The organism is Actinomadura gamaensis, assembly GCF_042652125.1.
Taxonomy (GTDB): Bacteria; Actinomycetota; Actinomycetes; order Streptosporangiales; family Streptosporangiaceae; genus Spirillospora; species Spirillospora gamaensis.
This window is the reverse complement of record NZ_JBHSIT010000003.1, coordinates 651,216-663,179: the sequence shown is the minus strand read 5'-3', so window position 1 is coordinate 663,179 and position 11,964 is coordinate 651,216. Positions and strand designations below refer to the sequence as shown.

Genomic DNA, 11,964 nt, shown 5'->3' with positions numbered 1-11,964 from the left:
GATCACGGGTGGGAAGGGCGGATGCCGCGGGGCCTCATGTCGGTCCAGACCCGCTCGATGTGGGCGAGGCAGTCCTGCTTCGGACCGCTGTGCCCCGCCGCGGTCCAGCCGGGCGGGAGCGGCATCGTCTCGGGCCAGATCGAGTACTGCTCCTCGTCGTTCACCACGACGTGGAAGCGCTGGTCGTCGTCGGTCATCGGGTCACCCTCCGGTCGGATCGGCTGCGTCGGCATAGGTGCGGTTCTCGGGACGTGCGGCGGGGTTCGCCCACCGGGGCCGGACGCCCTCGGGGTCGGCGGTCATCGCCTCGGCCGCCGCGAGGTAGCGGTCGGCGTAGGCGCGCGCGTCGGCGAGGGAGATGCGGGCGTCGGTGTGCTCGAAGGTGAGCAGGGCCCGGTCGGACGCCGGGTCCTGGACGAACCCGACGCTCAGCCCGAAGTGGTTGGGTTCGCGGCGGAGCGTGGGCGCGACGCCGATGACGTCGTCGACGATCGCCGCGCCGCCGAGCGCGTGGAACCGGTTGAAGGTGAAGCTCACGTCGAGGTGCGGGTCGGCCATGAGCCGCGCGAGCCGCGCGAACGGGACCCGCCGGTGCGGCATCGCCTCGGCCTCCTGCCGGTGCAGGTCGCGGACGAGCGCGAGCCAGCTCCCGTGGCCGCCGGTCCCGACCCGCAGCGGGACGACGTTGAGGAACAGGCCGAGCGCCGCCACGCCCGCCGCGTCCTCGACCCGGCCGTTGACGGTGAGGCCGGTGACGACGGTGTCGCGTCCGGTGACGTCCGCGAGGGCGGCGACGTGGGCGGCGAGCGCGACGCTCTTGAGGCCGACGCCGGCGGACGCCGCGAGCCGCGCCATCCGGCGGCACAGCTCCGGCGGCAGCGGACGGTCGGTGCGGCGGCCCCCGGTGCCGGCGTCGTTGCCCGCGGACCAGCTCGACGTGCCGAGCATCGACCCGCGCATCCCGGCGAGCCGGCGCCGCCAGAAGGCGAGCGACTCCTCGTCGGCCGAGGCGGCGCGCTCCAGGGCGACGAAGTCGCGGAAGCGCGCGGGCGGCGGGGGCGGTGGCGCGGCGGCCGGATCCCGGCGCAGCCGCTCGTGGGTGGCGAGGAGCTCGGCCAGCAGGGTGGTGAAGCTCCAGCCGTCCAGGATGGCGTGGTGTTCGGCCAGCGTGAGCTGGAAGGCGTCCGGGCCGAGCCGCTGGGCGTCGATGCGGAGCAGCGGCGGGCGGTCGAGCGGGAACGGCGTGGAGTGCTCGCGTTCGACCAGCGCCGCGATCGCGGCGTGCTGCGCGGCCTCGTCCTCGTGGCTGAGATCGCCGAAGACGACCGGCACGGGTGCCGAGGCGTGCACGATCTGCGTCGGTTCGGCGTAGGAGCCCAGGTCGAAGGACGTCCGGAGGGTCGGATGCCGCTCGACCGCCCGCGCGACGGCCGCCGCGAACGCCGCCTCGTCCAGCGGGCCCGCGATCCGGTAGCTGTTGACGTTGCGGTAGGGCGCGTGGTCCGGGTCCAGCTCCAGGTGGTAGACCATCGAGAGCTGGAGGTCGGTCATCGGGTAGGCGTCGATGACGTCGGGGGACGCCAGCGACGCGCGGTCGGCCGGGTCCAGGAGCGCGAACGGCCTGGTCTCGGGCTCGTCGTCGGTCGCGCCGGTGAGCGCGGTGAGACGGGTCGCCGCCGCGGCCAGCGTCGGGGTGGTGAACAGGTCGTCCAGCCGCAGGCCGTAGCCGCGCCGCCGGGCGAGGCCGACGACCTGGACGCTGCGGATCGAGTCGCCGCCGAGTTCGAAGAAGCCGTCGCCGCGGCCGATCCGCTCGACGCCGAGGACCTCGTGCCAGATCTCCGCCAGCGCCGTCTCGGCGGGCCCGCGCGGCGGCTCGTGGACGGTGCTCGCGCGCGTCGCGGCGGGCTCGGGCAGCGCGCGGACGTCCACCTTGCCGTTGGCCGTCATCGGCAGGGACGGGACGACCATGATGACCGCGGGCAGCATGTAGTCCGGCAGCCGCTCGCCCAGGTGCCGCCGCAACTCCGTGACGTCCGGCGTCCCGCCGCCGGACGCCCTGCCGCCCGGCGTGGCGCCGCCCGGCGTGGCGCCGCCCGGCGTGGCGCCGCCCGGCGTGGCGCCGCCCGGCGTGGCGCCGCCCGGCGTGGCGCCGCCCCGTGCGGCGTCGGCCGGTGCGGCGCCGACCGGTGTGGCGTCGCGCGGTGAGTCGTCGGGCACGGCGTAGGCGATGATCCGCGGGTCGCCGGAACGCGTCGGGCGGATCACGACGGCGCTCGTCCGGACGGCGGGGTGGGCGTCGAGATGGTGCTGGATCTCGCCGAGCTCGATCCGGAAGCCGCGGATCTTCACCTGGTCGTCGATCCGGCCGAGGTACTCCAGCGTGCCGTCCGGGCGCTGCCGGGCCAGGTCGCCCGACCGGTAGCGGCGGTCGCCGGGGCGTGCCGCCGCCGGGTCGGGGAGGAACCGTTCCGCGGTCGTCGCGGGCCGTCCCGCGTAGCCGCGCGCGACCCCGCCGCCGCCGACGTACAGCTCGCCGGGCGCGCCGACCGGGACGGGACGGCCGGACGGGTCCAGCACGACGGCGGTCAGGTGCGGCATCGGACGGCCGATGATGCTGCGGTCGAACCCGTCCGGGCCGTCGATGACGTGGACGGTGGTGTGCACGGTGGTCTCGGTGATCCCGTACATGTTGCAGAGCCGGGCTCCGGGCGCGGCGGACGTCCGGTACCAGTTCCGGACGTGCGCGGGCCGCAGCGCCTCCCCGGCGAAGACGATCCAGCGCAGCCGGTCCAGGCGCCGGGGATGCTCCTGAAGCGCCCCGGTGAGCTGCGCGAACGCGGTCGGCGTCTGGTTCAGCACGGTCACGCCCTCGTCCTGCAGCAGCCGTGCGAACGCCTCGGGCGACCGGCTGACCTGGTACGGGACGACGACGAGCCGTCCCCCGTAGAGCAGCGCGCCCCAGATCTCCCAGACCGAGAAGTCGAAGGCGTAGGAGTGGAACAGGGTCCACACGTCGTCCGGGCCGAACGCGTAGGGGTCCTCCGAGCCGCGCAGCAGCTCGGCGACGTTCGCGTGCGTGACCTCGACGCCCTTGGGACGTCCGGTGGAGCCGGAGGTGAAGATCACGTAGGCCTCCTGCTCCGGGTCCACGCGGACGTCGGGCGCGTCGTCCGAGCACGCCGCGATCTCGGCGGCGGCGGACGGCAGGTCCACGACGTCCCACGGGCCGGACGGCGGTCCGCCGGGCCGGTCGGTGACGACGGTTCGGACCGCGGCGTCCGTCAGGACGAGCGCGATCCGCTCGGCCGGGGAGGTGACGTCGGACGGGACGTAGGCCGCGCCGCACTTCAGCACGGCCAGGATCGCCTCGACCTGCCGCGGCCCCCGGTCCAGCAGCAGCCCGACCCGGTCGCCCGGCCGGACGCCGCGGTTCCGCAGGTGGTGGGCGAGCCGGTTGGCCCGCGCGTCCAGCTCGCGGTACGTCCAGCGGCGCCGTCCGAGCACCACGGCGAGGGCGTCCGGACGGGCGCGCGCGACGTCCTCGAACCACCGGTGCAGGCACCGGCCGCCGCGCAGGACCGGCGGGCTCGGCGTCAGCGCCTCCAGCTCGGCGTCGGACAGCAGCGGCAGCGCGGCGACGGACGTCTCCGGACGTTCCGTCGCGGCGGCCAGCAGCCGCTGCCAGTGGCCGACCATCCGCCGGACGGTCGTCACGTCGAACAGGTCGGTGCTGTACTCGACGTGCCCGCCGAGGCGCCGCCCGTCGTCGCTCACCTGCCAGCCGAGGTCGAACTTGGCCGTCCCGGTGGTGCCGATCTCCACGTCGCCGAGCCCGCCGGTCGCCGGCTGCCCGGTCGGCGGTTGCCCGGTCGGCGGTTGCCCGGTCGGCGGCTGCCCGGTCGGCGGCTGCCCGGTCGGCGGCTGCCCGGTCACCGGCTGCCCGGTCGGCGGCTGCTCGGTGCGCATGCCGAACAGCACCTGGAACAGGGGGTTGCGGTCGGTGGGGCGCCGCTCGACGAGCCGGTCCACCACCAGGTCGAACGGGACGTCGTGGTGCTCCAGGTCCGCGAAGGCGGCGTCGCGGACGCGTTCCAGCACCGACGCGAAGGAGTCGGAGCCGGTGAGCTGCGCGCGGACCGGCAGCATGTTCACGAAGTAGCCGATCAGCCGCTCGACCTCGGGACGGTCGCGTCCGGCGACCGGCGTGCCGATCACCAGGTCGTCCTGGCCGGTGTAGCGGTGCAGCAGCGCCGCGAACGAGGTCAGCAGCACCATGTACGGCGTGACCCCCGCCGCCGCGGCCAGCTCGCGCACCCGGCCCGCCACGTCCGCCGGGACGGTGAACCCGACCGTGCCGCCCGCGAACGACTGGACGGACGGACGCGGCCGGTCGTACGGCAGCTCCAGTTGCTGGGGCGCACCGGCGAGGCGCCGCTCCCAGTAGGCGAGCCCGCGTTCGAGGCGTTCGCCCTGCCACGTCTCGTGCTGCCACGCGGTGTGGTCGGCGTACTGGACGCGCGGCGGGTCGAGCCGGGGCATCCGGCCCTCGACCTCGGCGCGGTAGAGCTCGGTCAGCTCGTGCTCGAAGACCTCCAGGGACCACTCGTCGCACACGATGTGGTGGAAGACGACGACGAGCGCGGCCCGGTCGGGCGCCCACCGGACGAGTTCGGCGCGGACGAGCGGGCCTTCCTCCAGGTCGAAGGGACGGCGGGCCGCCGCCGCGATCTCCTGCCGCGCGGCGTCCTCGTCGGCGGCGTCCACGACGGGCAGCTCGGTCACGACGTCCGAGCGGACGATCTGGCGCGGCTCGCCGAGCGCCCCGGAGAACACCGTGCGCAGCGCGGCGTGCCGCTGGACGACCGCGTCGAGGCTGCGCGCCAGGACGGCGGCGTCCACCGGGCCGTGCGGCCGGAGCACCCAGGGGATGTTGTAGGTCGCCGCGTCCGGCCGCCAGCGGTTCAGGAACCACAGGGACCGCTGCCCGAACGCGAGCGGCGCGGACTCGTGATGACCGCGGCGGATCGGCTGCCAGCCGCTGCTCGGCGCCGTGCTCATGCCGGGCTCCCTTCGGTGTCGAGTTCGGTCAGCGCCTCCAGCCAGGCGTCGTCGTCCAGCGCGGGCAGCTCCGCGACGGCGCGCGCCCGCGCGAGGAGGCCGCCACCGGACGGCGCGGCCCGCAGCAGCGCGTCCCGGAGCTGCCCGGACGTCCGCGCCCGGAAGACCGCCGGGAGCGGCAGCTCCACGCGCAGCGCCGCCGCCAGCCGCGACCTCACCCGGACCACGGCCATCGAGTTCGCGCCGTACTCGAACACGTCCTGGTCGACGGCGAGGGCCGGGAGGTCGAGCACGCGGGCCCAGATGCCGGTGACCACCTCGTCCAGCGGCCCGGCGTCCGAGTTCAAGTCCGGGTCCGGGTCCGGTTCGGGATCCGGCGCCGGCGCGAGGAGGCGTGGCGGCGCGGGCTCGGATTCCGCCGGCCGCCCGGCCGGACGGTCCGGGAGGAGATCCGCGACGGCGGTGTCCGGGTACCGGACGGCGCGGGCGAGCAGGACCTGCCAGTCCGCGACCATCCGGTGGACGGTCGCGCGGTCGAACACGTCGCCCGCGAACTCGACCACGCCGTGCAGGCGGTCGCCCTCGTCGGTGGTCTGCCAGCTCAGGTCGAACTTGGCCGTCCCGGTCGGCACCAGCCGCGCGCTCACCCGGACGTCGCCGAACCGCACCGGCTCGGCGTCGTGCCGGTGCATCTCGAACACGGTCTGGAACAGCGGGTTGCGGTCGGCCGGACGGTCGCCCGCGACCCGGTCCACGACCAGGTCGAACGGCACGTCCTGGTGGGCGAGGTCGGCGAGGACGCCGTCGCGGACCCGCGCCAGCACGCCGGCGAACGCGTCGCCGCCGGACAGCCGGGCGCGGACGGGCAGCAGGTTCACGAAGTAGCCGATCAGTCCGTCGAGCTCGGGGCGCCCGCGTCCGGCGACCGGCGTGCCGACCACCAGGTCGTCCTGGCCGGTGCGGGCGTGCAGCAGCGCGACGAACGAGGTCAGCAGCACCATGTACGGGGTGACGCCGGCGCTCGCGCACAGGTCGCGGACGCCCTTGTCCACGGCGCCGTCCAGCGCGAAGGAGATGGCGTCCCCGGCGAAGGACTGCACATCGGGACGCGGACGGTCGTAGGGCAGCGCCACCTGCTGGGGCGCGCCGTCCAGGCGGCGTTCCCAGTACTCCAGGCCGCGCGCGAGGCGCTCACCGCGCCACGTCTCCCGCTGGTCCGCCGCGAAGTCGGCGTACTGGAGCGGCAGCGGCGCGAGCCGGGGCAGCCGTCCCTCGCCGGGCGCGGAGTACAGCTCGGCCAGTTCGGTCAGGAGGGTCCGCAGGGACAGCTCGTCCCACACGATGTGGTGCACGACGACGGCGAGCACGGCGCGGTCGGGCGCCCACCGGACGAGCTTCGCTCGGACGAGCGGACCGTCCTCCAGGTCGAACGGACGGCGGGCCGCCGCCGCGATCTCCTCTTCCGCCGCCGCTTCGTCGGCGACGTCCACGACCGGCAGCTCGACCCTCGCCTCAGGCCGGACGACCTGGCGCGGCTCGCCGAGCACGGCCGGGAACACGGTGCGCAGGACGGCGTGCCGCTGCACCACCGCGTCCAGGCACTGGGCGAGCAGGGCCTCGTCCACCCGGCCTTCGAGGCGCAGCGCCCAGGGGACGTTGTAGGCGACCGACCCCGGGCTCCAGCGGTCCAGGAACCACAGCGCCTCCTGCCCGAACGACAGCGGGCGCGCCCGATCCGCCGCCGGCGCGGAAGCGCGTGCGGGCGCGGCGGTGGAGCGCGACGCGTCCGGGACCTCCCGGTCGATGGCGGCGGCCAGCGCGGCGAGGTCGGCCGCGTCGAAGATCGCACGCGGGGACACCTCGGCGCCCAGCTCCTCCAGCAGCCGGACGGCGACCCGGATCGCGCTGAGCGAGTCACCGCCGAGCCCGAAGAAGTCGTCGCCGCGCCCGACCTCGGCGAGGCCGAGCACCTCCGCCCACACGTCCGCCACCAGCCGCTCGGTACCGGACCACGAACCGCGCCCGTCCCGCTCGGCTTCGCCCGCCTTTTGGTGGGCCTCGGTCCCCGTGGCCGCGCTCCTCGCGGCCTCGCGCCGGACCGGGCCGCTGGTGGGCGAGGTGAGCGTGGCCCGGAGGTGGAGGGCGGCGTGGTCCACCGTGCCGCGCTCGGTCAGCGGCAACCGGGCGAGCAGGACGACCTCGGCGGGCACCATGTGGCGCGGCAGCTCACGGCGCAGAAACGCCAGCAGCCCGGCCGACCCCGCGTCGTCACCGCGGTCAGCCCGGCCAGCCCGGTCACCACGGTCACCGCGGTCGGCGCTGCCGGCGCTGCCGGCGCGGTCAGCGCTGCCGGTGCGGTCGGCGCTGCCGGCGCGGTCGGCGCGGTCGGCGCGGGCACCGCGGTCGGCGCGGTCGGCGCGGTCGGCGCGGTCGGCGCGGTCAGGGCGGTCAGCGCGGTCAGGGCGGTCGGCGCTGCCGGTGTAGTCGGCGCGATCGGCGCGGTCGAGGTGGGCGGGGTGGTCGGCGGGGTGGGACTGGTCGGTCTGGTCGGGGTGGTCGGTCGCGGCGTAGGCGATGAGGCGGCGGGCGCCGCGCGCGTCCTCGGTCACGGTGACGGCGGCGGCGCGGACGGCCGGATGGCGCTCCAGCGCGCGGCCGACCTCGTCCGGCTCGACCCGGAAACCGTTGATCTTCGTCTGGGCGTCGCGGCGGCCGAGGAAGACCAGCGCGCCGTCGTCCCGCCGCGCCACCAGGTCGCCGGTGCGGTACATGCGCCCGCCCGGGACGTCGGCGAACGGGTCGGGAAGGAAGCGCTCGGCCGTCAGGCCCGGCTCACCGAGGTAGCCGCGGGCGAGCGTCGGGCCGCCGATGTGCAGCTCACCGGGCACGCCGGGCGGGCAGGGGCGCAGCCGCTCGTCCAGCACGTAGGCCCGCCGGTCCCCGACGGGCGTGCCGATCGGGATCTCGGCGTCCTCCCCGGACGAGCCGGGCGAGCCGGGCGAGCCGTTCGCGTCGTCCGGGCGCAGGTCGTGCACGGTGCTGGTGATCACGGTCTCGGTCGGGCCGTAGGCGTTGGCGAGCGCCACCGAGCCGGGGACGCCCGCCCGCCACGCGCGGACGGCCGCGGGCGGCATGCGGTCGCTGCCCGAGATCATCAGCCGCAGCGCGCTCTCCGCCGGCCAGGGCCAGACGTCCAGGGCGCCCGCGATGTCGGCCCAGTATCCGGCGGGCAGGTTGGCGACGGTGACGCGGCGGCGGGCGATCAGGTCGAGCGGCTCGTCCCGTTCGGACCGCAGGACGAGCGTCGCGCCCGCCAGCAGCGGCGCGAGCGTCTGCTCGATCGCGACGTCCACGTGCGGCGGCGCGAACCGCAGCACCCGGTCGCCGGAGGTGAGCCCGAACCGGCGGCCGGCGTCGCGGAGGTGGCGCGCCAGCGCTCCGTACGGCACGCACACGGCCTTGGGCCGCCCGGTGGAGCCGGAGGTGTGGATCACGTAGGCGGCGTGCCGGGGGTCCGCCGCGTCCAGCGACGACAGGTCGCCCGCCACCAGGGTGTCGTCCGAGGCGCCGTCAGGGACGCCGTCGGGGAGCAGGACCGGAGTCGCGGTCGGGACGCCGGGGTCGCCCAGGATGAGCGAGGGCGCGGCGTCCGCCAGCAGCGACGCGGTCCGGGCGGACGGCGCGTCCGGGTCGAGCGGCAGGTGGACGCCGCCCGCGCGCAGGGTCGCGAGCATCGCGAGGACGCCGTCCAGCGGGGAGGCGGGCGCGACCGCCACCACCCGCTCGGGGCCGATGCCCTCGCGCCGCAGGGCGCGGGCCAGCGCGGCCGTGCGCCGGTCGAGCTCGGCGTAGGTCAGTCCCGTGTCGTCGCACTCGACCGCGATCCGTCCGGTTCCGGCGTGGGCGCGGAACACCTCGCCCCAGGCAACACGGGATCCGCGATTCGGTTCAACCATCGATTTCCCTCGTCCTCGAAAGCGCCCTTAGGGCTGTTTACGGCATGCCGAGAAGAGTTTCTGACTTCGGCTGCCCAATCCCCGGATGGCGGCGTTGACGCATCGGCCGGTCACCGGCCGCAAACCCCCCGAATAAGTCATGACCGTCCGCCGCCTTCGCCATCTTTAACATTCAACCGGGGTAAGTCAACCCTTCCGATACGGCGCCGGATGTCCGGGTCCGGACGCCCCACAACCTGAACCGCCACCCGCGAGAACACGTTTTCGATCTTCGCAAACTCGGCCCTGACCTGCTCAAACGCAAGCTAACGCGAAGGGCGCGGAATCAGACGTCATCCGTCACACCGGTAACACCGCCCGAGCACGCCGACGCGTCCGGTATGGGCACAGAAATGTTGCCGACCGAAGAAGTCGGTTACATTGACCCGATCAACTAAGACGAATGCCGAGGGGAAGCAGATGGCTTCGAAGTCGCCTTTGCAGCAGTGGGTGGCGGACGTATGGGCCACCACGTTGAAGATCTCCGAACCGGAACTCGACGACGATTTCTATGCACTCGGCGGAACGTCGCTGGCCGCCGTCCGCATCGTGTTCGTCGTCCGCGACCGGCTCGGCGTCGAGCTGCCCCTGCGCGCGCTGCTGGACAGCGCCGACCTCGCCGCCTTCTGCGCCGAGATCGACCGGCGCGCGGAGCCCGGCGCGGCGCTGCTGGAGCGGCTCGCATGACCGCCGGCGTCACGCTCGTGCCGATCGCCCCGATCCAGAACCGGCTGTGGTTCCTCGACCGGCTCACCCCGGGCACCGCGCAGTACAACGTGTGCGTCGGCTACGAGCTGGCCGGGCCCCTCGACCAGCGCGCGCTGCGGACGGCCCTGACCGAGGTCGTGGCCAGGCACGACGCGCTGCGGACGAACTACCTGACCGTTCGCGGCCGTCCGTACGCCGTGGTCCGCCCGGTGGTCGGCGAGGTGCCGCTTCCGGTCGTCCGGCTCGGCCCGGACGCCGAGCGGAAGGCGCGCGCGATCGCCGCAGCGCAGGCGGGCACCCCTTTCGACCTGGCCGGCGAGCCGCTGCTCCGGGCGCACCTGCTCGCGTTCGACGCGACGCGGCACGTGCTGGTCCTGACCTTCCACCACATCGCCGTGGACGACTGGTCGCTGGGCATCGTCCTCGCCGAGCTGGGCGAGATCTACGCCGCGTCGCGCGCCGGGCGCCCGCTTCCGGCCGATCCGCCCGCCCCCGGCTACGCCGAGTTCGCCGCCTGGCAGCGGCGGGCGCTGTCCCCCGGACGCGTGGCCGAGGAGACGGCCTACTGGCAGGACGTGCTGGCGGGCGCGTCGATGGAGCTGCCGACCGACCGTCCGCGAGGCGTCACGGCGTCCGCGCGCGGCGGCGAGGCGCCGTTCGCGGTGCCCGAGCCGGTCGCCGCCGCGCTCACCGCCCTCGCGCGCTCGGACCGGGCCACCCCGTTCATGGTCGCGCTCACCGCCCTGGCCGTCCTGCTGAGGGGGCGCACCGGGAGCCCGGACGTGATCGTCGGCGTCCCCGTCGCGGGACGGCCCGGCCCGGAGTTCGCCGCCACGGTGGGCTTCTTCGTCAACACGGTCCCGGTGCGGATCGACCTGTCCGCCGCCCGGACCTTCCGGTCCGCGCTGGCGGTCGTGCGGCGCGCGCTCATCGACGCGCTCGACCACTCGCTCGTCCCGTTCGACCGGCTCGTGGCCGGGCTCGGCCGCGAGAGCGGGACGCTCGTGCGGGTCGCCTGCCAGCTGCTGGACGACCAGCCCGGCCCCGGCGAGCTGCGCTGGCACGACCTGGACGTCGCGGCATGGGACGGCGTCACCGCCTCGGCCGTCCGCACCGAGCTGGAACTCCACCTGCTGCGCGGCCCCGGACGCCTGCACGGCCTGGCCTGCTACAGCACCGACCTCTTCGACGCCGCGACGATCGACCTGCTCGTCGCCGGATACCTGGACGCGCTCGCCTCCGGCGTCAACGCCCCGGACGACCCGCTCCCGGAGCTCCCGGAGCTCCGCGAGCCGGACCCCGCCGCCGGAGACGCAGCCGGAGAGGCCGGGAAGCCGCCGTCCGCGCCGGTGATCGTCGACATGCGGACGCGGCGCGCCGGGAAGGAGCCGTCATGACCCGGCCGAAACTCGTGTCGCCCTGGTTCTGGATCCCGCACCCGCGTCCCGATGCGGAGCTGCGCCTGTTCTGCTTCCCGCACGCCGGCGGCGACGCCTCGTCGTTCACCGGCCTGTCGGTGGCGCTGCCGCCCAGCGTCGAGGTGTGGGCGCTGCGCCTTCCCGGACGCGGCGGGCGCCTCGCCGAGCGGCTCCCCCGCGACCTCGACGCGCTCGTCCGGCAGCTCGTCGCCGTCCTGCGTCCGGAGCTGACCCGCCCGTACGCGCTGCTCGGGCAGAGCCTCGGGGCGATGACCGCCTACCAGGTCGCGCGGGAGCTGGCCGGATGGCGTCCGCCGGTCGGATGCGTCCTGGCCGCGCTGCTCCCGCCGCACCTGTGGACCGGCCCGCCGGGCCCGGACGACCCCGCCGAGCTGGCGGAGTTCCTGCACCGCGTCGATCCCGCCACGACCGAGATCCTCGCCCATCCCGGCCTGCGGGAGATCGCGCTGTCCGCCGTGACCGCCGACCTCGCGCTCTGCCACGGCTACCGGTACCGGCCGGCGCCGCCGCTCGACCGCCCGATCCACGCCCTGGTGGGCGACGCGGACCCGACCGTCACGCCGGCGCAGATGCGCGAGTGGGCGCGGTACACGACCGCGCCGTTCACGCTGTCGGCGGCGCGGGCGGGCCACCTGGTCGTCCAGGCCGCGCCCGCCGCCGCGGCCGGCGCGGTCGGGCGGCTCCTCCCCTCCTCGACGCAGCGTCCCTGACCACGACGCGCAGCGCCCCTGACCACGACGCGCAGCGTCCCTGACCATGAC

Annotated in this window: 6 protein-coding genes; 3 read left to right on the top strand and 3 right to left on the bottom strand. The window is 75.5% G+C overall.

Annotated features, from left to right (window positions below):
- Positions 1–2: 2 nt before the first annotated feature.
- From ACFPCY_RS13250 to ACFPCY_RS13240, 3 genes are read right to left on the bottom strand one after another with little or no spacing between them, the layout of a single operon-like run.
- Entirely contained in the window at positions 3–197 is a 195-nt protein-coding gene (locus tag ACFPCY_RS13250) for an MbtH family protein (RefSeq protein WP_378254774.1), read from the bottom strand.
- A 4-nt stretch (positions 198–201) separates the two neighbouring features.
- A complete protein-coding gene (locus tag ACFPCY_RS13245; protein ID WP_378254772.1) occupies positions 202–5,061 on the bottom strand; it encodes an amino acid adenylation domain-containing protein in 4,860 nt (1,619 codons plus the stop codon).
- Positions 5,058–9,017 (bottom strand): amino acid adenylation domain-containing protein, encoded by a 3,960-nt coding sequence (locus ACFPCY_RS13240; protein ID WP_378254770.1) that lies wholly within the window; start codon positions 9,015–9,017, stop codon positions 5,058–5,060. Before ACFPCY_RS13240 ends, ACFPCY_RS13245 begins: the two co-directional genes overlap by 4 nt.
- A 459-nt stretch (positions 9,018–9,476) precedes the next feature.
- On the opposite strand from ACFPCY_RS13240, the gene ACFPCY_RS13235 reads away from it, so the two are divergent.
- From ACFPCY_RS13235 to ACFPCY_RS13225, 3 genes are read left to right on the top strand one after another with little or no spacing between them, the layout of a single operon-like run.
- Positions 9,477–9,743: a phosphopantetheine-binding protein gene (locus ACFPCY_RS13235; protein ID WP_378254768.1), complete on the top strand. Its 267-nt coding sequence runs from the start codon at positions 9,477–9,479 to the stop codon at positions 9,741–9,743.
- A complete protein-coding gene (locus ACFPCY_RS13230) occupies positions 9,740–11,161 on the top strand; it encodes a condensation domain-containing protein (RefSeq protein ID WP_378254766.1) in 1,422 nt (473 codons plus the stop codon). The genes ACFPCY_RS13235 and ACFPCY_RS13230 overlap by 4 nt, the downstream gene beginning before the upstream one ends.
- The gene (locus ACFPCY_RS13225) at positions 11,158–11,913 is read left to right on the top strand and encodes a thioesterase II family protein (protein ID WP_378254764.1); all 756 of its coding nucleotides are present in this window, start codon (positions 11,158–11,160) and stop codon (positions 11,911–11,913) included. Before ACFPCY_RS13230 ends, ACFPCY_RS13225 begins: the two co-directional genes overlap by 4 nt.
- Positions 11,914–11,964 lie beyond the last annotated feature (51 nt).

Coding starts and splice junctions, on each gene's coding strand:
- ACFPCY_RS13225 (WP_378254764.1), top strand. CDS start 11,158: ATGACCCGGCCGAAACTCGTGTCGCCCTGGTTCTGGATCCCGCACCCG.
- ACFPCY_RS13250 (WP_378254774.1), bottom strand. CDS start 197: ATGACCGACGACGACCAGCGCTTCCACGTCGTGGTGAACGACGAGGAG.
- ACFPCY_RS13245 (WP_378254772.1), bottom strand. CDS start 5,061: ATGAGCACGGCGCCGAGCAGCGGCTGGCAGCCGATCCGCCGCGGTCAT.
- ACFPCY_RS13230 (WP_378254766.1), top strand. CDS start 9,740: ATGACCGCCGGCGTCACGCTCGTGCCGATCGCCCCGATCCAGAACCGG.
- ACFPCY_RS13240 (WP_378254770.1), bottom strand. CDS start 9,017: ATGGTTGAACCGAATCGCGGATCCCGTGTTGCCTGGGGCGAGGTGTTC.
- ACFPCY_RS13235 (WP_378254768.1), top strand. CDS start 9,477: ATGGCTTCGAAGTCGCCTTTGCAGCAGTGGGTGGCGGACGTATGGGCC.